Annotated in this window: 17 protein-coding genes; 11 read left to right on the top strand and 6 right to left on the bottom strand. The window is 75.6% G+C overall.

Annotated features, from left to right (window positions below):
- The first annotated feature begins 27 nt into the window (after nucleotides 1-27).
- Together paaI and V6U81_RS16530 are read left to right on the top strand one after the other, a co-directional pair.
- Nucleotides 28-408 carry a hydroxyphenylacetyl-CoA thioesterase PaaI gene (paaI, locus tag V6U81_RS16535; protein WP_334490352.1) on the top strand — a complete coding sequence of 127 codons (381 nt, stop codon included), beginning with the start codon at nucleotides 28-30 and terminating at the stop codon, nucleotides 406-408.
- A 47-nt stretch (nucleotides 409-455) separates the two neighbouring features.
- Nucleotides 456-1043, top strand: coding sequence for a dienelactone hydrolase family protein (locus tag V6U81_RS16530; RefSeq protein ID WP_334490351.1), 588 nt, complete (start codon nucleotides 456-458; stop codon nucleotides 1041-1043).
- A 68-nt stretch (nucleotides 1044-1111) separates the two neighbouring features.
- Here the strand turns inward: V6U81_RS16530 and V6U81_RS16525 are convergent, their stop codons facing one another.
- Nucleotides 1112-3385, bottom strand: coding sequence for an AAA family ATPase (locus tag V6U81_RS16525; RefSeq protein WP_334490350.1), 2274 nt, complete (start codon nucleotides 3383-3385; stop codon nucleotides 1112-1114).
- 190 nt (nucleotides 3386-3575) lie between these two features.
- Between V6U81_RS16525 and V6U81_RS16520 the strand changes: the two genes are divergently transcribed.
- The 5 genes from V6U81_RS16520 (at nucleotide 3576) to V6U81_RS16500 (ending at nucleotide 10957) form a co-directional block, all read left to right on the top strand.
- A complete protein-coding gene (locus V6U81_RS16520) occupies nucleotides 3576-6512 on the top strand; it encodes a helix-turn-helix transcriptional regulator (RefSeq protein WP_334490349.1) in 2937 nt (978 codons plus the stop codon).
- Nucleotides 6513-6633: 121 nt separating this feature from the next.
- Nucleotides 6634-7404 carry a DUF5995 family protein gene (locus tag V6U81_RS16515; RefSeq protein ID WP_334490348.1) on the top strand — a complete coding sequence of 257 codons (771 nt, stop codon included), beginning with the start codon at nucleotides 6634-6636 and terminating at the stop codon, nucleotides 7402-7404.
- A 72-nt stretch (nucleotides 7405-7476) separates the two neighbouring features.
- Nucleotides 7477-8226 (top strand): phosphotransferase, encoded by a 750-nt coding sequence (locus tag V6U81_RS16510; RefSeq protein ID WP_334490347.1) that lies wholly within the window; start codon nucleotides 7477-7479, stop codon nucleotides 8224-8226.
- A 97-nt stretch (nucleotides 8227-8323) separates the two neighbouring features.
- Nucleotides 8324-8725: a hypothetical protein gene (locus V6U81_RS16505; RefSeq protein ID WP_334490346.1), complete on the top strand. Its 402-nt coding sequence runs from the start codon at nucleotides 8324-8326 to the stop codon at nucleotides 8723-8725.
- A 123-nt stretch (nucleotides 8726-8848) separates the two neighbouring features.
- Nucleotides 8849-10957, top strand: coding sequence for an APC family permease (locus V6U81_RS16500; RefSeq protein WP_334490345.1), 2109 nt, complete (start codon nucleotides 8849-8851; stop codon nucleotides 10955-10957).
- A gap of 230 nt (nucleotides 10958-11187) precedes the next feature.
- Here V6U81_RS16500 and V6U81_RS16495 read toward each other — a convergent pair whose 3' ends face one another.
- Together V6U81_RS16495 and V6U81_RS16490 are read right to left on the bottom strand one after the other, a co-directional pair.
- Nucleotides 11188-11394, bottom strand: a complete 207-nt coding sequence (locus V6U81_RS16495) for a hypothetical protein (RefSeq protein ID WP_088961651.1) — start codon at nucleotides 11392-11394, stop codon at nucleotides 11188-11190.
- A gap of 85 nt (nucleotides 11395-11479) precedes the next feature.
- Nucleotides 11480-12685 carry a low temperature requirement protein A gene (locus V6U81_RS16490; RefSeq protein WP_334490341.1) on the bottom strand — a complete coding sequence of 402 codons (1206 nt, stop codon included), beginning with the start codon at nucleotides 12683-12685 and terminating at the stop codon, nucleotides 11480-11482.
- Nucleotides 12686-12860: 175 nt separating this feature from the next.
- On the opposite strand from V6U81_RS16490, the gene V6U81_RS16485 reads away from it, so the two are divergent.
- On the top strand, nucleotides 12861-13757 hold the full coding sequence (locus V6U81_RS16485) for an aminoglycoside phosphotransferase family protein (RefSeq protein WP_334490340.1): 897 nt from the start codon (nucleotides 12861-12863) through the stop codon (nucleotides 13755-13757).
- A gap of 112 nt (nucleotides 13758-13869) precedes the next feature.
- On the opposite strand, the gene V6U81_RS16480 is transcribed toward V6U81_RS16485, so the two are convergent.
- From V6U81_RS16480 to V6U81_RS16470, 3 genes are all read right to left on the bottom strand, one after another.
- Nucleotides 13870-14838, bottom strand: coding sequence for a hypothetical protein (locus V6U81_RS16480; protein ID WP_334490338.1), 969 nt, complete (start codon nucleotides 14836-14838; stop codon nucleotides 13870-13872).
- Nucleotides 14839-15151: 313 nt separating this feature from the next.
- Nucleotides 15152-15499 (bottom strand): TcmI family type II polyketide cyclase, encoded by a 348-nt coding sequence (locus V6U81_RS16475; RefSeq protein ID WP_334490336.1) that lies wholly within the window; start codon nucleotides 15497-15499, stop codon nucleotides 15152-15154.
- A gap of 110 nt (nucleotides 15500-15609) precedes the next feature.
- Nucleotides 15610-16386 (bottom strand): AfsR/SARP family transcriptional regulator, encoded by a 777-nt coding sequence (locus V6U81_RS16470; protein WP_334490364.1) that lies wholly within the window; start codon nucleotides 16384-16386, stop codon nucleotides 15610-15612.
- Between the two features lie 475 nt (nucleotides 16387-16861).
- On the opposite strand from V6U81_RS16470, the gene V6U81_RS16465 reads away from it, so the two are divergent.
- The 3 genes from V6U81_RS16465 to V6U81_RS16455 are packed head-to-tail and all read left to right on the top strand — an operon-like array spanning nucleotide 16862 to nucleotide 20504.
- Nucleotides 16862-18571 carry an acetyl-CoA carboxylase carboxyltransferase subunit alpha gene (locus V6U81_RS16465; RefSeq protein ID WP_334490334.1) on the top strand — a complete coding sequence of 570 codons (1710 nt, stop codon included), beginning with the start codon at nucleotides 16862-16864 and terminating at the stop codon, nucleotides 18569-18571.
- Nucleotides 18568-19053 carry an acetyl-CoA carboxylase biotin carboxyl carrier protein gene (accB, locus tag V6U81_RS16460; protein WP_334490333.1) on the top strand — a complete coding sequence of 162 codons (486 nt, stop codon included), beginning with the start codon at nucleotides 18568-18570 and terminating at the stop codon, nucleotides 19051-19053. The genes V6U81_RS16465 and accB overlap by 4 nt, the downstream gene beginning before the upstream one ends.
- Nucleotides 19053-20504: an acetyl-CoA carboxylase biotin carboxylase subunit gene (locus V6U81_RS16455; RefSeq protein ID WP_334490331.1), complete on the top strand. Its 1452-nt coding sequence runs from the start codon at nucleotides 19053-19055 to the stop codon at nucleotides 20502-20504. Before accB ends, V6U81_RS16455 begins: the two co-directional genes overlap by 1 nt.
- Nucleotides 20505-20508 lie beyond the last annotated feature (4 nt).

The following is a 20508-nucleotide window of genomic DNA, read 5'->3' as shown; positions in this document are numbered from 1 at the left end:
TCGCCGGGACGGACGGCGGCGCACGACATGTTCGACGCGGACGTGGCCTCCCGCGCGCTCGGCATCGAGCTGGTCGAGGCCGGCGACGGGGCGGCGGTGGCCCGGATGCGGGTCACCCCGGCGATGCTCAACGGCCATGCGATCGGCCACGGCGGCTTCGTCTTCCTGCTCGCCGACACGGCCTTCGCGCTGGCCTGCAACAGCCACGGCCCGGTCACCGTCGCCGCCGGTGGGGAGATCAGCTTCCTCCGTCCGGTCCGCGAGGGCGACCTGCTGACCGCCCGCGCGACCGAGCGCACCCGCTACGGCCGCAGCGGCATCTACGACGTCACCGTCTCGCGGGGCGACGAGGTGGTGGCCGAGTTCCGGGGGCGCAGCCGTACGCTGGCCGACCGCGCGGACGGCTGACCGCGCGGCTCCGGCCGACTGTCGGAGGTCTGCGGCACGATGGCCGGATGGGACACATCGCGCTCTTCCACTCGGTCTACGGGCTGCGCCCCGCCGTGTCGGCCGCCGCCGACCGGCTGCGCGCCGCCGGTCACCGGGTGACCGCCCCCGACCTGTACGGCGAGCCGCCGGTGGACACGGTCGAGGAGGGCTTCGCCCTGTTGGAGAAGGTGGGCCGCGACGAGGTGCTGCGCCGGGCCCGGGCCGCGGTCGCCCCGTTGCCGCCGGAGACGGTGCTCGCCGGTTGGTCGATGGGGGCCGGGGTGGCCGGCGCCGTGCTGGCCGACCGGCCGCACGCGGCGGGCCTGCTGCTGCTGCACGGCACCGGCGGGGATCCGGCGGCCGTCCGGCCCGGGCTGCCGGTCCAGCTGCACCTGGCCGACCCCGACGAGTACGAGCCGCAGGACGAGGTCGACGACTGGCAGCGGGCGATGACCGGCGCGGGAGCACGGTTGTCGGTCTTCCGCTACCTCGGCGCCGGGCACCTCTTCACCGATCCGGACGTGCCGGACCACGACTCCTCGGCCGCCGAGCTGGCCTGGGAACGGTCCCTGGCGTTCCTGGCCGCCCCGGCGGACGGCCGCACCGCCGCCTGACCCGTGCGGGTGCGGCCGAAATGGCGGTGGGCGGGCCACCCGCCGTCGGCCACGTGCCGTCGGTGTGCTCAGGCGGCCCGGAGCAGTGCCGGGCCGGACGCCTCGCCGCCGCGTCGGCCCGACCGGTGCTCCGACCCACCCCGGGCGTGTCCGGCCGGACCGGCCACGGTGGACCGTCCGCCCACCAGCGCGACGAGGCCCCCCGGGCGGGCCCGCTCGTCCGTGGGGTCCCGCCACCGGACGGGCGCCTCGGGTGGACCGACGGTGTGCGTCCCCCGGCGGCCGGGTGCGGGTGCCGCCGACCGTGCCGGGCCGGCGAGGCCGGGGCGCGCGCCGACGGCCGGCGGGTGGTGATCGACGGCGGCTCCGCGCCACGGTGCGTCCCCGCGCCACGGTGCGTCCCCGCGCATCCGCGCCGGCGCCGGCACCGTGCGCCGCCGGTGCGGCTCGGACCGGTGCGGCTCCGGCCGGTGCGGCCGGGCGGTCGGAGCCGGGGCGTGGACCGGGCCGCTCGGGTCGGGACGGGGAGCGGCCACGCCGGATTCCACCGGCGGGGTGGCGGGCGCCGCCGGTCGGGACCGCCCGGCGCGTCGGGCGAACTCGGCGCGCACCGCCCGGGGCAGCCGCTCGTAGGCCACCCGGCGCAGGGCGGGATCGAGGATGGCGTACCCGCCGTGCCGGTCCCGCCGGACCAGCCCCTCCCCGGCGAGCTGACGCAGCACCCCCGCCGCGCGGCCCGGTTCCCAGCCCAGCAGCCGGTCGACCGCCGGGGCGGTGCAGTCGCCGCCCAACGTCGCCCCGGCCATCAGCACCGCGCGCTCCCGGCCGTCGAGCCGGTCCAGGTTGGCGGCCGCTCCTCGGCGTACCGGCTCCGGCAGCGTCGGCTCCGCCGTCTGGGCGGTCGGCGGCACGGGCGCCGCCGACGGGCTCGCCGCGAGGGCGGCCACGTAGGCGGCGGCGTACCCCGGCATGCCGGCGACCAGCGGAAGCAGGCCGCCGGCCAGGGCCGCCGGCCGGCCGGCGCGGTGCAGCAGCCCGCGCAGCAACCGGCCGGTCTCCACCGCACCCAGCGGCGCCAGCGCCAGCCGGCAGTGCCGGTCGGCCGGTCCGGGCAGCGGGTCGGCCCGGTGCGGGTGGTGGGTGGCGAGCACCGCCAGCGGGAGCCCGCGGGCGGTGGCGGCGGTGAAGACGGCGTGCAGGAAACGGCTGACCTCCGGCCCTCCCCGGTCCACGTCGTCGACCGCCACCACCAGCGGCTGCCGGGCGGCCAGCGCCAGCAGCACGTGCCGGAACGCCGCCGCGCCACGGACCGCCGCGGGGGACCGGTCCGGCGCGGCCAGCAACGCCTCCAGCGTCTCGACCGTGGACCCGGCCCGGCCGGCGGCGACCGTCCCCGCGACCAGGGCGGCCAGCCGCTGGCGGACCACCGCCGCCGAGGCGCTGACCCGCAGCCCGGCCAGCTCCCGGAGCAGGTCGGCGACCGGCCCGAGGACGTGCTCCGGGTAGGGCGGGCAGTGCGCGACGCACCAGCGCACCGGCGTGCCGTCCACCTGCCGCACCGAGCGGCGCAGCTCGTCGAGGATCCGGCTGCGGCCGACGCCGTCCGGGCCGACCAGGGAGACCCAGGTCGGCCGGTGCTCCCGGACGGCCCGGGTGAGCTGGTCGGTCGCGGCGGCCAGTTCCCGCCGCCGGCCGATCAGCGGACCCCGGTGCCGGGTCGGGCGGGGCCGGGCGGGGCCGGTCGCCCGCCACACGTCGGCCGGGAGCGTCCGGCCGGCCAGCGCGGCGGGAGCGAGGGCGTGCTGGTCGATAAGGCCGGCGGTGGCCTGGTGGGTGGCCGCGCAGACGACCACCCCGCCGGCCGGGGCGTACTCCTGCAACCGGGCGGCGGTGGTGGTCACCGCACCGCTGGCGGCGCCGTGCCCGCCGTTGTGCGCGGCGGCCAGCTCGACCATCGCCTCGCCGGTGGCGACACCGACCCGGACCCGCAGCGCGACGCCCCCCGGCATCGCCCGCCGGTCCAGCGCGGCCTGGATCTCCAGCCCGGCCCGGACCGCCCGGTACGCGTCCAGCCCGTCGGAGGAGCGGGCGCCGAAGAGCGCCATCACCGCGTCTCCGACGTACTTCTCCACCACACCCTGCCACCGGCGCAGCACCCCCGCGACGGTGTCGAAGTACGCGCGCTGCAACGCCCGGACGTCCTCCGGATCGAGCCGTTCGGTCAGCCCGGTGGAGCCGACGATGTCGGCGAAGAGCACGGTGACCGTGCGCCGCTCCTCCGGGACCGGCCAGGGCGTCGCGCCGACGACTTTTCGACCGGTGACGACCGTGGACAGTGGCATCCCACCCACCTTCCCCCCCAACGTGGTGCCTGATGACCTCCGGAGACTGTCACCACCTCCGCCGACGGGGGATCTGCCGAACGACGTATGTCGGCCGACCACAACCTTTAGTCGCAATGTCGACGCGAGGAGTACCACAGCCGGATCAAGCCCGTAGAACGGTGCGGGGGCCTGTGACTAGGCTGCGGACATGGCCAGCGATGTGGACACCGCACCGCTCGTCGGCCGTGCCGACCAGCTGACGATGCTGCGGGCCGCGTTGCTCGACGACCTAGGGCCGGGGCAGACCGCGGCGGTCTTCGTCAGCGGCGAGAGCGGGGTGGGCAAGACCCGGCTGCTGCACGAGGTGGGGGCACGGCTGCGGGACGCGGGAGCGGTGGTGCTCACCGGCTCCTGTCTGGACATCGGGGACGCCTCGCCGCTGCACCCGGTGCTGCAGGCGCTGCGTCGCTTCGACGCCGAGCTCGGCGCCAGCCAGGCGCGTACGTCGTCGGCCGTGCGTGGCCTGCTGCGGATGTTCGCCGACGAGACCGCCGGTCCGGACGGCGCCGGCGCGCTGCTCGAACGGGTCTCCCGCGGGCTGAGTCTGATCGCCGAGGGCCGCCCGCTGGTGCTGATCCTGGACGACCTCCAGTGGGTCGACCGCAGCACCCGGCAGCTGCTGCTCTACCTGCTGGCCGGCCTCGGTGACCTGCAACTGTCGGTGCTGGCGGCGGTCCGGGCCGAGTCGTTGCAGGGCGCCCATCCGCTGCGCCGGGTGCTCACCGAGCTGCGCCGGCTCCGCTCCGTCCGGGTGCTCGACCTCGCCCCGCTGGACCGGGCCGACACCGACCGGCTGGCCGCCGCGATCGTCGGCGCGTCGCTGGCCCCCGAGGCGGCCGACCAGGTCTGGCGGCGCAGCGGTGGCAACCCGTTCGTGGTCGAGGAGTTGGCCCGCGACCTGCGCGACGGCCACGAGGGGCTCTCCGACACGCTGCGCGAGATCTTCCTGTCCCGGGTCGACGCGCTGCCCCGCCCCGCGCACACGGTGGTGCACGCCGTCGCCGCCGGGGTGGAGCCGGTCGGGCACTGGCTGCTGGGCGAGGTGCTCGACCTGCCCGAGGCGGAGCTGATCGAGGCGGTCCGGGCGGCGGTCGCCCACCGGCTGCTGGTCTCCGCCGACGACGGGTACCGGCTGCGGCACCGGCTCGTCGCCGAGGTGCTGGCCGACGAGCTGCTCCCGGCCGAGCGGGCCGCCCTGCACCGCCGGTACGCCGAGGCGCTCACCGGGGCGCCGGCGGAGCTGCATCAGGCCCGGCTGGCCCACCACTGGCGGCTGGCCGGCGAGCCGGCCCGGGCGCTGCCGGCGGCGATGGCCGCGGCCCGCGAGGCCGAGCGGCTGCACGGCTTCGCCGAGGCGCACCGGCACTGGTCGGCGGCGTTGCAGCTGGCGGCCGCGCCCGCCGCCACCCCGGCGGGCGGCCCCACGGAGGTCGGGTCAGCGCCGGTCGACCGGGTCGAGCTGCTGGAGCACGCCGCGGAGACGGCCCACCAGTGCGGCGAGCACGCCCGCGCGCTGTCGCTGCTGGAGGAGCTGGCCACCGCGCACGGCGACGAGCCGTCCTGCGCGCTGCGCATCCGGCGGGCCCGCTACCTCGCCGCCGCCGGTCGGTCGGCCCCCGCCGAGGCGGAGTACCGAGACGTGCTGGAGTCGGCGCACTGCACCACCGGCGAGCGGGCCACCGCCGCCGCCCACCTCGCCGAACTCCTGCTGCACCTGGGCCGGTACGCCGACGCGGGGGAGCGGGCCCGGGAGGCGTTGGACCTCGCCGCGCGGGTGGAGGGCAGCACCACCGAGGTGGTGCTGGCCAGCTCGGCGCTGGGTTTCAGCGAGGCGTTCCTGGAGGACCCGGACGCCGGCCTCGCGGTGGTCCGGCGGGCGCTGGAGACCGCCGAGCGGGCCGGCCGCCCCGAGGACGTGGCCTGCGCGTACCTGCACCTGGCGGAGTTGTTGACCGGGCCGCTGAACATCCTCGAGGAGGGGGTGGTGGTGGCCCGCCGGGGCGCCGAGCGGGTGGCCGAGCTGGGGCTCGGACGCACCTACGAGACCCGGTTGCTGGCCATCGCCACGAACGGGCTGTTCCGGGTCGGGCAGTGGGCCGAGGCGGAGAAGGTGGTCGCCGCCGCGCTGCGCCACCGGCCCTCGGGCGCGGACGCCGTCGAGCTGCTGCTGGCCCGGTGCCGGCTCTCCGTCGGGTACGGCGACGTCGAGGCGTCCGACCGGGACCTGGAGGCGGTCGCGACGATGCTGGCCGGCGGCGGGTCGCCCCGGCACGTGCTGCCGATGCTGATCCTGCGGGCCGGGCTGGCCATGTGGCAGGGCCGCCACGAGGTGGCCCGCCAGGCGGTGCAGCGGGGCATGACCGAGAGCCGCTCCGACGACGTGGTGCTGCTGGCCACGCTGGCCTGGCACGGGCTGCGGGCCGAGGCGGAGGCGTACGCCGGCCGGACGCTGCCGGTCGACGAGACGGTGGTGCGCCGGCTGCGCGACGCGGTGGACCGGGTGGCGCAGAAGAGCGTGACGGCGGCCCGGCCGGTACGCCTCAACGCGGAGGGCTTCCTGGCGCTCTGCACCGCCGAGCTGAGCCGGCTCGACGGCCGGGGGGACCCGGAGCTGTGGGCCCGGTCGGCGGCCGAGTGGGACAAGCGCCACCACCCCTATCCGGCGGCGTACTCGCGGCTGCGGCAGGCCGAGGCGCTGCTGGCCCGGCGCGGCCGCAGCGTCGCCGCGGGCCGGCTGCTGCGCCAGGCGCACGAGATGGCCCAGGCGCTCGGTGCGGTGCCGCTGACCAGCGAGATCACCACGCTGGCGGGGCGGGCCCGGGTGGAGCTGACCGAACGGGCCCAGCCCGCGGGCCGGCCGGCGGCCGGTGGCGGGCCGGCCAGCGACGAGCTGGCGGTGCTGACCGCCCGGGAACGCGAGGTGCTGGCCGCGGTCGCCGAGGGGCTGACCAACCGGGAGATCGGCCAGCGGCTGTTCATCAGCGAACGCACCATCGGGGTGCACGTGTCGCACATCTTCGACAAGCTCCAGGTGCGTACCCGGGTGCAGGCCAGCGCGATCCACCTGCGCAACCGCGCCGAGTAGGGATACCTACTCCGGCGGCGCGAATACGTCGTTCTACTGATCCGGTCGGCGGGGCGTCGCTGGAAGGCTGTCCAGCGGACGCCGAACGGCACGGGGGTGCCCCGACCACAGTGGAGGAGACATGGTGGAACCGGTCTGGGGCCCGGTCCACGCAGACATCGTCGGTCTGCTCGCCGACCACCCCGAGGACGTGCCGGCGGTGGTGGACCACCTGACGAAGTTGCAGGACCTGCTGGTGCGGCTGCCTCCGTTGGAGCAGAGCTGCCCGCTGGCCGACTTCAACCGGCTGTACCTGACCATCACCACCCGGGTGCTTGAGGGGCTGTACGACGACTACTTCGCCGATCCGGTGTTCCTGTCCCGGCTCGACGTGGAGTTCGCCGCCCGCTACTTCGACGCGATGCGGCTGTGGACGGAGTCCAGCCCGACCACCCCGAAGGCGTGGTCGTGCCTGTTCACGCGGATCAGCGGGCCGGACGCCCGGCCGTTGCCGTCGGCGGCGGCGGGGGTGAACGCGCACATCAACTTCGATCTGCCGTTCGCCCTGGTGACGACGTTCGACCACCTGGAGTCCGAGCCGGTCGACGGGACCGAGCAGCACCGCGACTACCTCAAGATCAACGACATCTTCGCCGACAAGATCCCGGGACTGCGCCGCGGCTACCTGGAGCGGTGGCAACTGCTCATCGACATGCTCAACGGCGACATCGACGACTGGTACCAGGGCGAACTGGTCGAATACACCCGGGACGTGGCCTGGCGCAACGCGCAGAAGATCTGGCGCTGCCGGCACGACCCGGACGCCCGCGACTGCGAGCGCACGCGGCTGGACGACAACGCCGCCGCGCTCGGCCGGCTGCTGCTCTCGCCGCTGGGGGCGTTTCTGCAGTAGCCGGGACGGGGGGTCCCCGCGCTCCGGGAAACCGGGGCGCGGGGACGCGTCCGCGCGGGGCAGGATGGCCCGATGGTCACCGACGAGCAGCCCCTGACCGGCAACGTCACCACCGGAGTGGTCCGGGTGGGCGACACCGTCCGGCGCCCGGTGGGGCCGTGGACGGAGAACGTCGACGCGCTCCTGGCCCACCTGCACGCGGCCGGCTTCACCGGCGCGCCCCGCCCGCTGGGGCGCGACGACCGGGGCCGTCAGGTGCTGGAGTACGTGCCGGGGGAGTGCGGGCCGACCTCCGGGACGTACACCCTGGCGGAGCTGGCCTCGATCGGCCGGCTGCTGGCCGACCTGCACCGCGCGGTGGCGGGTTTCGTGCCGCCGCGCCCGGCGGGGTGGCGGACCGCCATCGCGCCCGACGGCGAGGAACTGGTCTGCCACCACGACGCAGCGCCGTGGAACCTGGTCCAGTCCCCGCGCGGCTGGGTGCTGATCGACTGGGACGGCGCCGGCCCGGGAACCCGTGGGTGGGAGCTGGCGTACGCCGCGCAGGCCATGGCGGGCATCCGGCCGGACCGCCCGGTGGCCGACTCCGCGCGGCGGCTGCGCGCCCTGGTCGACGGCTACGGCCTGCCGGCTGCGGACCGCCCGGCGCTCGCCGCGCTGCTCGGCCGCCGCGCCTGGGCGATGTTCGCGCTGCTGCGCGACGGCGCCCGCGACGGGGTGCAGCCCTGGGCCCGGATCCACGCCGTCGACGGTCCCTACTGGCGGGACGTCGCGGCGCACCTCGACGCGCACCTGGCGGACTGGACCCGGGCGCTGGCCTGAAGCGGGTGCGACAGCCGCCCGACGACGCCGTGACCCGCCGGGCGATGCGGGCCCGCGCGGGGCAGGGGGTGTCGGCCGACCCGCATCGGGTACGCCCATGCCCATGCCCGTGCACCGGTCCGCGTTCCGCTTCGACCCGGCCTTCCGGGTGCCGCTGGCGCTGTTGGGGGTCCGGCCGGAGACGTCCTGGGTGGTGGTCGACGACGAGGCGCTGGAGATCCGGTACGGGCCGTGGCGGCTGCGCACCGACCGGGCCAACGTGGCCGGGGCGGAGGCCTCCGGTCCGTACCGCTGGTGGCGGGCGGTCGGGCCGCACCTGTCGCTGGCCGACGGCGGGGTCACCTTCGGCACCAGCACCGCGGCGGGGGTCTGCATCCGGTTCCGCGAGCCCGTGCCGGGGCTGGGGCCGCGGGCCTGGCCGCGGCACCCGGCGGCGACCGTGACGGTCACCGACCCCGACACGCTGGTCCGGGCCCTGGGCGCCCCGCCGCCCGGCTGACACCTGCCCGTCGGCGGTACGATCCTGCGCGCTCGCGGACGATCTTCCGGCTTCGGGGGTTCCGCCGAGCGGGACCGTGGGTACCGCCTACGGTCGGATCAGGGTCGGAGGGGTGGTACGGGCATGGCGGACGGGCGGGACGGGACACCACCGCGGCGGGGTCGGGGACGCCGCGGCACGACGGCTGCGGCCGGCCAGGACCGTGCGCTGCGGGAGGCGCGCGATCCCGTGCAGGGCGAACGCACCCGCCGGGGTCCCGTGTCGATTCCGGCGTGCGTGGAGAGCCACGCTCGCCCGCCATCGCCCGGCACTTCCCTGCAACGCTGGCTCTTCCAGCACCGGGTGCAGCCGGTCGGTCCGGAGGCCGAGGAGGGGCACCAGAAGCGCCACCCGTGGTGGCAGGTGATGGCCCTGACCGGTGTCGACTACTTCTCCACGCTGTCCTACCTGCCGGGCATCGCCGCGCTGGCCGCCGGCGCGCTCTCCCCGCTGGCCACCCTGCTGATCGTGGCGCTGACCCTGCTGGGCATGCTGCCGATGTACCGGCGGGTGGCCCGGGAGAGCCCGCACGGGCAGGGCTCGGTGGCGATGCTGGAACGGCTGCTGCCGTTCTGGCGCGGCAAGGTCTTCGTCCTGGTGCTGCTCGGCTTCGTCGCCACCTCCTGGATCATCACGATCACCCTCTCCGCCGCCGACGCGACGGTGCACCTGCTGGAGAACCCGTACCTGCCGTCGTCCTTCCCGCACGGCACGGGCGCCGCGGTGGCGGTGACGGTGGTGCTGCTGCTGATCCTGGGCGGGGTGTTCCTGATGGGGTTCAGCGAGGCGGTCACCGTGGCCATCCCGCTGGTCGCGATCTTCCTGGGGCTGAACGCGGTGATCGTGGTGGCCGGCCTGACCGAGCTGGTCGCGGACCCGTCACTGTTGGCGGACTGGACGAGTCGGCTGACCGCCGGCGGGCCCCGCCCCCTGGACCTGCTCGCCCCGGCCCTGCTGGCCTTCCCGCTGCTGGTCCTCGGCCTCTCCGGCTTCGAGACCGGGGTCAGCATGATGCCGCTGATCAAGGGGGACGGGGCGGACCGGGAGGAGCGGCTCGCCGCGCGGATCCGCAACACCCGCAAACTGCTCGCCACCGCCGCGTTGATCATGTCGGTGTACCTGATCGCCACCACCTTCGTCACCACCGTGCTGATCCCGCCGGAGGAGTTCGAGCCGGGTGGCGCGGCGAACGGCCGGGCGCTGGCCTGGCTGGCCCACGAGCACCTGGGCGAGGCGTTCGGCACGGTGTACGACATCAGCAGCGTGCTGATCCTCTGGTTCGCCGGCGCGTCGGCGATGGCCGGCCTGATCAACATCGTGCCGCGCTACCTGCCGACGTACGGGATGGCGCCGGAGTGGGGCCGGGCGGTCCGTCCGGTGGTGATCGTCTACACGCTGATCAGCATCGCGATCACGGTGGCCTTCCGGGCCGATGTGAACGCCCAGGCCGGCGCGTACGCCACCGGCATCCTGGCGATGATGGTCTCCGGGGCGGTCGCGGTGACCATCGCGGCGGCCCGTGCCGGCCACCGGGTCGCGGCGGTCGGCTTCGGGGTGCTCACCGGGGTGCTGCTCTACGCGCTGGTGGAGAACGTCATCGAGAAGCCGGACGGGCTGGCCATCTCGGGGCTGTTCATCGCCGGCATCGTCGCCGTGTCGCTGATCTCCCGGGTCAGCCGCACCACCGAGCTGCGCGCCGAGCGGATCGAGTTCGACGAGACCGCCCGGAGGTTCATCGCCGACTCGCTGGCCCACGATGGGCGGCTGCACCTGATCGCCAACAAGCGGGACAGCGGCGCGGTGAAGGAGTACCGGGTCAAGGAGCGGGCGCAGCGGGGCATGAATCCGGTGCCGGGCGCGGCGGACGTCCTCTTCCTGGAGATCGAGGTGGTCGACCCGTCGGAGTTCAGTCAGGTGCTGCAGGTGCACGGGGTGGAGGTCGGCGGGTACCGGGTGCTGCGGGCGAGCAGCCCGGCGGTGCCCAACGCCATCGCCGCGATCCTGCTGGCGCTGCGCGACGCCACCGGGGTGCGCCCGCACGGGCACTTCGAGTGGTCCGAGGGGAACCCGATCGCCCACCTGCTGCGCTACCTGATCCTCGGCCGGGGAGACACCCCGCCGGTGGTTCGGGAGATCATCCGCAAGAGCGAGCCGGACCCGTCGCACCGCCCGGGCATCCACGTCGGCGGCTGAGCCCGGCCGCCGGCCGCCGGCTCCGCGCCGCCCGGTCGACCCCCGGGGGTACGCCGGCCCGAGCGTCGACCGGGCTCCGCCCGGCTCCCGGTGACCGGTACGGGCGTCAGCCCTGACCCAGCCTCCTAGGACGCCATAGGGGTGGTGACGGCGCCGACAGAGGCCTGATCGGGAGCGGACAGGAAAAGGCCCGCGCCCCGGGGGAAGGGCGCGGGCCGGTGGGGGTGGCTCTACTTGGACGGCTCCGGCAGCTTGCAGTCGACCTTCGGGTTGGCGCCGATGTAGTTCAGCGGGCCGGCCACGATGGTCACCAGGATGGTGCCAGCCTCGGCGCAGTTGGTGTCGTCGTTGCTGTAGTAGCCGCGCTGACCGGCGGCGATGGCGCCGATGAGCAGCCAGATGACGACAAGGACTCCGAAAATCGACGTACCGCGCATGGGGGGTGCCTCCCGGGTCGTGGTGGTGCGAGGTCACGCCCTTGTACCCAGACCCGACGATCGGGTAAACGGTGTCCCGGAACGGTCAGTGCGGCGGTGACGGTTCCTCCGGTGGCTTTCCCCGGCTGCGCAGGTGGTCGGCGATCGCCACCCCGGCGAGCACCAGGGTCGCTGCGGCGGCGGCGAAGACCGGGGGCAGGAAGAGCACCGCCGGGGCGACGCAGAGCAGGGCGAGCAGTCCGCCGGGGCGGGAGAGTGACACCCGGCTGAACACCTCGTACTCGAAGGCGGCCCGGCCGACCAGGAACAGCGCCGGCCCGCCGAGCACGACCGCCGCCCACGACGGCGGGGTACGCCCCGTCGGCTCGTGCAGCACCAGGTCGAAGCCCGCGGCGGTGGTGACCACCCCGGCCACCATCAGCAGGTGTGTGTACGGGGCGGTGAGCAGGAACCGGCTGGGCGCGCGGGCGGTGCGGATCGCCCGCGGCAGCAGTTCGCCGGAGCGGTGCACGTAGATCCGCCAGAGCAGCAGGGTGCCGACGAAGGCGAGGGCGAACGCGGCCAGGTTCTCCGCCTCCGAGTGGCCGACGCTGAACAGGGTGCCGATGACCAGGATGGCGTCGCCCAGGGCGATGATGAAGAACTGCTGGTAGCGCTCCGACAGGTGCTCGGCGGTGACGTTGCGCGCCGCCTCCGGCACCACCCCCAGCCCCGGCACGGGGTACGCCAGCCGAAAGCCGCCGTAGTCGATGGCCAGCGCCAGCGCCCAGAGCGCCTCCCGGGCGTGCCCGCCGACGAAAGCGCCCACGATCCAGGGGATGGCGGAGACGCCGAACCAGATGAAGATCCGGGCCGCCCGCCGCTGGGTCTCCGGGTGGGCGCGCACGGTGGGGATCAGGAACAGGCCCCGGCCCAGGTGAATCGCGACGTACGTGCCGGCGAAGACCAGACCCCGGGTGTCGAACGCGTGCGGGATGGCGGTGGTCATCAGCAGCGCGCCGAACATCACGGCGGTGATCAGGAGCTTGATCTCCGGGCGCTCCGGGTCGTACATGTCGGTGACCAGGGTGGTGATCGCCCAGGTCCACCAGATCGCCATCAGCATGATCAGCGACTGGCCGGCGTGCTGCCAGGTCAGATCGGTGACCAGGCCCCGGGAGATGAGCGCCAGCGCGACGACGTAGACCAGGTCGAAGAAGAGTTCGAGGAGGGTCACCCGGCGGGGTGAGTCCGGCTCGCGCACCGGCGGGCGGGGCCGGTTCCCCGACGGCTCCGGCGTGGCGAACGGCACGGGCTGCTCCTGCGGGACCGGGATCGGCGGCGGGACGGGCCACCCTCCGGCCCATAACCGACCGTAGCGAGACGGCCGGCGTCCCGTGTCCGGTTCGATGCTTTCCGTCCGGTCGATGACCGTGCCGCGGGAAAAGCCCTTGCCCGCCGGCCGCCCGCCGCCGAGGCTGATCCGGATGGATCCCTCCCCGGACGCCGTCGGACCGTTGGACGCCGCGCTGGTCCGCCGGCTGGTCGCCGGACAGTTCCCGCGCTGGGCCCACCTGCCGGTACGCTCCGTCGACGCCGGCGGCTGGGACAACCGGACCTTCCACCTCGGCGACGCGATGACCGTGCGGCTGCCCAGCGCCCCCGGGTACGCGTCCCAGGTGGCGAAGGAACAGCGCTGGTTGCCGGTCCTCGCGCCGCGGCTGCCACTGCCGGTGCCCACCCCGCTGGCGCTCGGCGCGCCGGCCGAGGGCTACCCGTTGCCGTGGTCGGTGTACGCCTGGATCGAGGGCCGGCAGGCCCGCGTCGAGCGGATCGCCGACCGCACCGAGTTCGCCACCGATCTCGCCGGTTTCCTGTCCGCCCTGCACGACGTCGCGCCGGACGGCGGTCCGGCCGCCGGTGCGCACAGCTGCTGGCGGGGCGGGCCACTGCGGACGTACGACGCGGAGACCCGGGCCGCGATCGACGCGATGGGCGACCGGATCCCCGCGGAGCGGGTGACCCGGATCTGGGACCGCGCGCTGGAGTCCACCTGGCCCGGCCCGCCGGTCTGGTTCCATGGCGACGTGGCCTTCGGCAACCTGCTGGTCCGCGACGGTCGGCTGGCCGCGGTGATCGATTTCGGCACCTGCGGGATGGGGGATCCGGCCTGTGACCTGACGGTCGCCTGGACCCTGCTCGACCCGCAGAGCCGCGAGGTGTTCCGCGCCGCACTCGCCGTCGACGAGGCGACCTGGCATCGGGGGCGGGGCTGGGCGCTGTGGAAGGCGCTGATCACCCTGGAGAACCCGGATCCGGCCCGGGTCGCGGAGGCGCGGCACGCTTTGGCCGCCGTGCTCGAGGAGGACTCCGGCCCGTCCTGACCGGATCGGGTCGGGCGTCGCCGACCATCGTCCGGTTCCGTGGGTCGGCTCCGCGGACGCCGCGCCGGGCCGGTGGGAGTGCCTGGCACTCCCACCGGCCCGGACCTCACCGTCAGACCTGCTCGTCCGTGCCCGTCGGGGTCGGCAGCACCCGGTCGGCCTCGGCGGTGGCCCCGGCCAGCAGCTTGGCCTGCTGCGGCCAGGTGGTCAGGCTCGCGGTGGCCCGCAGGCCGGCGGCCCGGATGGTCTCCCGCAGCCCCGCCTCGTCCAGCTCGGCGAGCTGGCGGTAGGTGCGGATCCCGGCGTCCTGGAGCGCGGCGGCCATCTTCGGCCCGACGCCCTGGATGCGGCGGAAGTCGTCCGCCGGGACGTCCCCGGCGGCGGTGTCCACCTCGGACGCGACGGCGGCCCCGGTCACCGGGGCGGACGGCGTCTCGTCCTCGACGGCGGCCCGGGGGGCCGGGATGACCGCGGTCGGCTCGACGACCTCGTCGGCCGACGTGGCGGCGACCGGCTGCGCCGGAACGTCGGCCGGCCGGTCGACCTCGTCGAGGGTCGCGGTCGACTCCGTGCCGGCGCTCGCCACCGGAACCAGGTCGTCCGCCCGCTCGTCGTCGGCGCCGGCCACCACGTCCACGTCGCTGGCGGGGGTGTCGACCCGGTCGGTGTCGGTGGAGGCGGCGACCGGCTCCGTCTCGACGGCGACCGGTTCGGTTCCGGCGGCCGGGGCGTCGACCGTGTCGGTCGGGGTGTCGTCGGCGGTGGGCAGGGCGGTGTGCTGGGCGGCCAGGGACGCCGCGGCCGGCGGCATCTCCAGGTCGTGCGGGTGCGCCTCGTCCACCACGGCGGCGGGCGCGGGGGTGCTGTCGATGGTCGCCTCCGACTGCGGGGCGTCGACGGTGGCCAGCGTGGCGGTCGCCTTCTCCTCCTCGGAGAGGCCGACGACCGGGTCGTCACCCATGATGGACGGACCCTGCGGTGCGGCGGTGGTGGCCTGCCGGCCACGCAGCACCCAGCCGCCGGCGAGCCCCACCAGCAGGGCCAAAATCACGATCAGCCATTGCCCGAAACTCGACGGCACGGCGAACCTCCCTCTTGCTCACGTCGGAATAGTCGCGAAGAAAACTCGCCGCAGCTTCGCACACGGGTACGCGGGGCGACAGGGAGGATCGGCACACCGCGTACCAGGTGGGCCGGCTGGTGTCGGCGGGTGGCGACGGGATGACCGACGGTACGGAAAACCGGCGCGCGGAGCCGTCCCGGGGCCACGCCGACGTGGATGGACCCGGCCGGGCCCCGACGAGGTGCCGTCGTCGGGCCCGGCCGGGCGGTTCGCTCCCGCACGCGTGCGTGGCCGTGGCCGGTCGCGCGGTGGGCGCGCGGCCGTCCCGCGGTCAGCGCAGCGCCCCGGGCGTCGCCGCGTCGGCGGCGTCCCAGCGGTAGAAGCAGCCCGCGACCGCGTCGCGCGGCGAGCTCCAGGTCGGCAGGTACGGCGAGGTGTGCGCCGAGAGCCGCTCGTTGACCTGGAGGTAGAGCGGGTGGTTGCGGGCGTCGGCGAGGGCGCCGGTGTCCACCTCGGCGGTCTCCAGCAGGTGTACGCAGAGGTCGTGCAGGCAGTACAGCGACCGGTGGCGGACCCCGGTCAGTCCGGGCAGTTCGGTCGCGTCGGACTCGGCGAAGATCTGGGCGACCCGTCCCTCCGCGCCCGGGATGATCCTGCTGACGATCACTAGACGGCTCATCGGACCCCTCTCGCCGGTGGTGGGTCCACTCTGTCGGCGGCGCTGTCACCTCGTCGTCACGGCACTACCGCGGGCGGTGACGGTCGTGGCTGGTCCGGGGCGCCGCCGCCTCAGCGCCCGGGCCGGGTCCGGGCGGGCCGGGGAGCGACCGGCCGGGGAGCGACCGGCCGGGGGGAGGCCGTGCGGATCGGGGCCAGGGTCTCGTCCAGCAGGGCGCACATCGCCGGTGACGGTTCCAGCCGCAGCTCGCGCAGGAGCAGGTCACGGTAGACGTAGAAGGCGTGCACCGCCTCGAAGGCGTTGCCCTCGGCGAGGTGGATCCGCACCACCAGCCGGTGCGGGGTCTCGCGCAGCGGCTCGGCGGCCATCGCCTCCAGTGCCGCCTGCAACGCCTCGCCGTGCCGGCCGGCCGCGAGGTGGTCGTCGGCGAGCTGTTCCAGCATGTGCAGGCGGAGTTGGCGCAGGCGCTCCCGGTCCAGCAGCACCCAGTCGTCGTACCAGCCGGGGAGCAGGTCGCGGCTGCCGGCGGCGAGCGCGGCGGCGGCGGTACACGGGTCGCCCCCGTCGCGGACCCGCTCGGCGGTGGCCACCAGCTCGTCCACGTCCAGCCGTACCGTCGGGCCGAGGCGGACGGTGTCGCTGACCAGCAGCGGGCAGCACGGGTCCTGGCGCAGTCGCCACAGGGCTGTGCGCAGCGAGGACAGCGCCCGCTCCTCGGGCACCTCGGGCCAGAGCAGGCCGGCCAGGTTGCTGCGGGTGGCGCCCGGGCGCAGGCCGATCAGGGCGATGACCCGTTGCAGGCCGCGCGGCACGACGACGGGCCGGTCGTCGTGCAGCAGCCGGAAACCGCCGAGCAGGTGCAGGGACACCCGTGGCGGCACGGACATCGGCGTGCTGGCATGACCGGTCACGGGCGCACCCCCTGCGACGGGAAATTCGGTCCGGACTCCGGTGCCCCCGGCGCGGTCGCCCCGCGACGGCACTGTCGCCAGTCGCGCCCGCCCCCGGTGGCGTCGCACCGCCACGTCCGCTGGACTGACGGGAGGATGTTACCAACTTCGATTACTCAGAGTCAACAGGCGGGTCGGCATTGCGACCGTCCATGGCGGCCAGTGGAACCCCCTCTGAACTGTGATGACTCAACGTGAGAGCCGTTCACTGGACGGCGCTTCCATAGCGGCTACACAGGCTGCGTCAACGCATCGTCACCATTGGACGTGTCGGGTCGGCGGTGCGGTGTGACGCCGCGGTGACGCGTCCGGCCGGATCGTGTCGGCATCCGTCCGGCGTCAACCGCACCGGGCGTACGCCGTGGGGGAGGCCGCACATGGACCGTTCGCTGATCGTCGCGAAGTGGTCGCGATGACCACCGCCGCAAGCGCCGACGAGCAGCTCTGGAGTCGCTGCGGCGGGTGCTCGTCGCTGCTCTACCGCAAGCGGCTGCGACGCAACCTGGATGTCTGCCCGGAGTGCGGCACGCACTCCCGGCTCACCGCGCCCGAACGGTTGCGCCAGCTGGTCGACCCGGACACCTGGGTCCCGCTGCCGGACCGGGCCGTCGAGGTCGACCCGATCGACTTCGTCGACGCGCTGCCGTACCCGCACCGGCTCACCGCCGCCCGCGCCGGCAGCGGCCTGGACGAGGCGGTGCTCTGCGGCACCGCGCGGATCGGCGGGCATCCGCTCGCCCTGGCGGTGATGGACTTCCGCTTCCTCGGCGGCAGCCTCGGCTGCGCGGTCGGTGAGCTGATCACGCGGGCCGCCGAGCGGGCGCTGGCCGACGCGATGCCGCTGGTGCTGGTGACCGCCTCCGGGGGCGCCCGGATGCAGGAGGGCGCGCTGTCGCTGATGCAGATGGCCACGGTCAGCCAGGCCCTCGCCGGGCTGCGCGAGGCGGGGCTGCTGACCGTCAGCGTCATCACCGACCCCACCTACGGCGGGGTGGCCGCCTCCTTCGCCACCAACACCGACCTGGTGCTCGCCGAGAGCGGCGCCCGGATGGGGTTCGCCGGGCCGCGGGTGATCCGGCAGGTCACCGGGCGGGACCTGCCCGAGGGGTTCCAGACCGCCGAGTTCCTGCTGCGCCACGGCCAGGTCGACATGGTGGTGCCGAGGCGGGCGCTGCGCGGCCGGCTGGCCGCGCTGCTCGCCGCGGCGGCCGCCGGGCGGCACCGGGTGCGCCGGCTGGTCGTACCCCGGCAGGAGCCGGCGCGGCCCGCGGCCCGACCGGCCGACGGACCGGAACCGGTCGCGGTGGCCGACGCCTGGGACACCGTGCGGGCGGCCCGGCATCCGGGCCGACCCACCACAATGGACTACCTGGACAGCGCGTTCGACGGCTTCGTCGAGCTGCACGGCGACCGGCTCGGCGCGGACTGCCCGGCGGTGGTCGGCGGGCTGGCCCGACTCGACGGCCGGCCGGTGGTGGTGGTCGGCCACCAGAAGGGCCACACCACGGCGGAGCTGGTGGCCCGCAACTTCGGGATGGCCAGCCCGGCGGGGCACCGCAAGGCCCTGCGGCTGATGCGGCTGGCCGCCCGGCTCGGCCTGCCGGTGGTGACGCTGGTCGACACCCCCGGCGCCGACCCCGGGATCAGCGCCGAGCAGCACGGCCAGGCCGCCGCGATCGCGGAGAACATCCTCGCCCTCAGCGTGCTGCCCACCCCGGTGATCGCGGTGATCACCGGGGAGGGCGGCAGCGGCGGCGCGCTGGCCCTCGCCGTCGCCGACCGGGTGCTGATGCTGAACCACGCCGTCTACTCGGTGATCAGCCCCGAGGGCTGCGCGGCGATCCTCTGGCCGGACAGCGGGGCCGCCCCGCAGGCGGCCCGGGCGTTGCGGCTGACCGCCCCGGACCTGTGCCGCCTCGGCGTCGCCGACGAGATCGTGCCGGAGCCGCCCGGCGGTGCGCACGCCGACCCGGAGCAGGCCGGGGCGCTGCTGCGGCGGGCCGTCGCGGCGAACCTCGCGCCGCTGCTGGACGTGCCGGCGGCGACCCTGGTCCGGCGCCGCCGGCAACGCTTCCGCCGCTTCGGCGCGGCCCGCACCGGCCTCGTGGCGGTGCCGCGGTGAGCGCGGACGGCGGCGACCCGGACGCCGTGCTGGCCGGGTTGCGCCGGCACGCCCACGAACTGGTCGCCGAGCTGTCCGGCCCGGTGCGCCGGGTGCGGTTGCGCCGCGGCGAGACCTCTCTGGAGGTGGAGTGGCACGACCCGGCCACGTCAGCCCCGACCGGGCCCGCCCCGGCCCCCGCGCCCCGGGCGGCGGCCACTCCCGCACCGCCGCCGCCGGCCGCCGACGACTCCGGTCGGCTCGCCGTCCGGGCGCCGATCGTCGGCACCTTCTACCGGGCGCCGGAGCCCGGCGCCGCGCCCTTCGTCGCCGTCGGTGACCTGGTCCGGCCCGGGCAGGTGGTGGGGATCGTCGAGGCGATGAAGCTGATGAACGAGGTGACCGCCGACCGGGCCGGTCAGGTGGTCGAGATCCTGGTGGACGACGGCCGGCCGGTCGAGTACGACCAGCCGCTCGTGCTGCTCGACCCGGCAGGTGGGTGATGTTCTCCAAGGTCCTGATCGCCAACCGGGGCGAGATCGCGCTGCGGGTGCTGCGCGCCTGCCGCGAGCTGGGCATCCGCACCGTCGTCGTCTACTCCGCCGCCGACGCCGACTCCGCGCCCGTGCGCCTCGCCGACGAGGCGGTCCGGATCGGCCCGGCGCCGGCCCGGCGCAGCTACCTCAACGCCGCCGCGATCGTCGAGGCCGCCCGGCAGACCGGCGCGCAGGCGGTGCACCCCGGCTACGGGTTCCTCTCCGAGGACGCCGACTTCGCCGAGATCTGCGCCGAGAACGGGCTGACCTTCATCGGCCCGCCACCGCACGTGATGGCCGCGCTCGCCGACAAGTCCACCGCCCGGGCGCTGATGCGCCGGGCCGGGCTGCCGCTGCCCGCCGGCAGCGTCCGGACCCTGCCGACCCTCGCCGAGGCGTCCCGGGTCGCCGAGGAGGTCGGCTATCCGGTGATCGTCAAGGCGGCGGCCGGCGGTGGGGGACGCGGCATGCGGGTGGTCCGCACCCCGGCCGAGCTGGCCCGGGCGTACGCGCGCACCCGCGCCGACGCCCAGGCCGTCTTCGGCGACGACCGGGTGTACGTCGAGCGGTACCTCACCGACGCCCGGCACGTCGAGGTGCAGGTGCTCTGCGACGCCCACGGCCACGGGGTGCACCTGGGCACCCGGGACTGCTCGGTGCAGCGGCGGCACCAGAAGCTGGTCGAGGAGGCGCCCGCGCCGGCGCTCTCCCCGGCCACCCTGGACGCGATCGCCGAGACCGCCCTGCACGGCGTCCTCGAGGTCGGCTTCACCGGCGTCGGCACGGTGGAGTTCCTGGTCGACGACGCCGAGCGGTTCCACTTCCTGGAGATCAACTCGCGGATCCAGGTGGAGCACCCGGTCACCGAGATGGTCACCGGCATCGACCTGGTGCACGAGCAGCTGCACGTGGCCGCCGGCGTGCCGCTGCGCCTGCGGCAGTCCGACGTCCGGCTGCGCGGGGTGGCGGTGGAGGCCCGGGTCAACGCGGAGGACCCGGAGCGCGACTTCGCGCCCAGCCCCGGCCGGCTGGACCGCTTCACCCCGCCCGGCGGGCCGTTCACCCGGGTCGACACCCACGGCTACGCCGGTTACCTGGTGGGGCCGCACTACGACTCGCTGCTGGCCAAGGTGGCGGTCTGGGCGCCGGACCGGGAACTCGCCCTCGACCGGCTGGAACGCGCCCTCGACGAGTTCGACGTCGCCGGCCCCGGGGTGCGCACCACCATCCCGTTCGTCCGGCGGGTGCTCGACGACGCGGCCTTCCGCAAGGGCCGCTACAGCACCGCCATCGTGGAGCGTCTCCTCGCCGGCCACGGCCCGCTCCGGCCGCAGGCCGTCCCCGCGCCCGCCGGCCCCGGGCCGGCCCCTGCACCGCCCGTGGTGGCCGCCGCGTCCCCCACCGCCGACCCGTCCTGACCGC

The sequence above is a fragment of the Micromonospora lacuserhaii genome (assembly GCF_036902735.1).
Lineage (GTDB): Bacteria > Actinomycetota > Actinomycetes > Mycobacteriales > Micromonosporaceae > Micromonospora.
Note: the sequence above shows the minus strand (reverse complement) of the source record. Positions and strands in the feature narration are given on the sequence as shown.

Excerpts from the sequence above, each read along its gene's own strand:
- paaI (WP_334490352.1), top strand. The coding sequence starts at position 28 with ATGTTCGACGCGGACGTGGCCTCCCGCGCGCTCGGCATCGAGCTGGTC.
- V6U81_RS16530 (WP_334490351.1), top strand. The coding sequence starts at position 456 with ATGGGACACATCGCGCTCTTCCACTCGGTCTACGGGCTGCGCCCCGCC.
- V6U81_RS16525 (WP_334490350.1), bottom strand. The coding sequence starts at position 3,385 with ATGCCACTGTCCACGGTCGTCACCGGTCGAAAAGTCGTCGGCGCGACG.
- V6U81_RS16520 (WP_334490349.1), top strand. The coding sequence starts at position 3,576 with ATGGCCAGCGATGTGGACACCGCACCGCTCGTCGGCCGTGCCGACCAG.
- V6U81_RS16515 (WP_334490348.1), top strand. The coding sequence starts at position 6,634 with ATGGTGGAACCGGTCTGGGGCCCGGTCCACGCAGACATCGTCGGTCTG.
- V6U81_RS16510 (WP_334490347.1), top strand. The coding sequence starts at position 7,477 with ATGGTCACCGACGAGCAGCCCCTGACCGGCAACGTCACCACCGGAGTG.
- V6U81_RS16505 (WP_334490346.1), top strand. The coding sequence starts at position 8,324 with ATGCCCATGCCCGTGCACCGGTCCGCGTTCCGCTTCGACCCGGCCTTC.
- V6U81_RS16500 (WP_334490345.1), top strand. The coding sequence starts at position 8,849 with ATGGCGGACGGGCGGGACGGGACACCACCGCGGCGGGGTCGGGGACGC.
- V6U81_RS16495 (WP_088961651.1), bottom strand. The coding sequence starts at position 11,394 with ATGCGCGGTACGTCGATTTTCGGAGTCCTTGTCGTCATCTGGCTGCTC.
- V6U81_RS16485 (WP_334490340.1), top strand. The coding sequence starts at position 12,861 with ATGGATCCCTCCCCGGACGCCGTCGGACCGTTGGACGCCGCGCTGGTC.
- V6U81_RS16475 (WP_334490336.1), bottom strand. The coding sequence starts at position 15,499 with ATGAGCCGTCTAGTGATCGTCAGCAGGATCATCCCGGGCGCGGAGGGA.
- V6U81_RS16470 (WP_334490364.1), bottom strand. The coding sequence starts at position 16,386 with ATGTCCGTGCCGCCACGGGTGTCCCTGCACCTGCTCGGCGGTTTCCGG.
- V6U81_RS16465 (WP_334490334.1), top strand. The coding sequence starts at position 16,862 with ATGACCACCGCCGCAAGCGCCGACGAGCAGCTCTGGAGTCGCTGCGGC.
- V6U81_RS16455 (WP_334490331.1), top strand. The coding sequence starts at position 19,053 with ATGTTCTCCAAGGTCCTGATCGCCAACCGGGGCGAGATCGCGCTGCGG.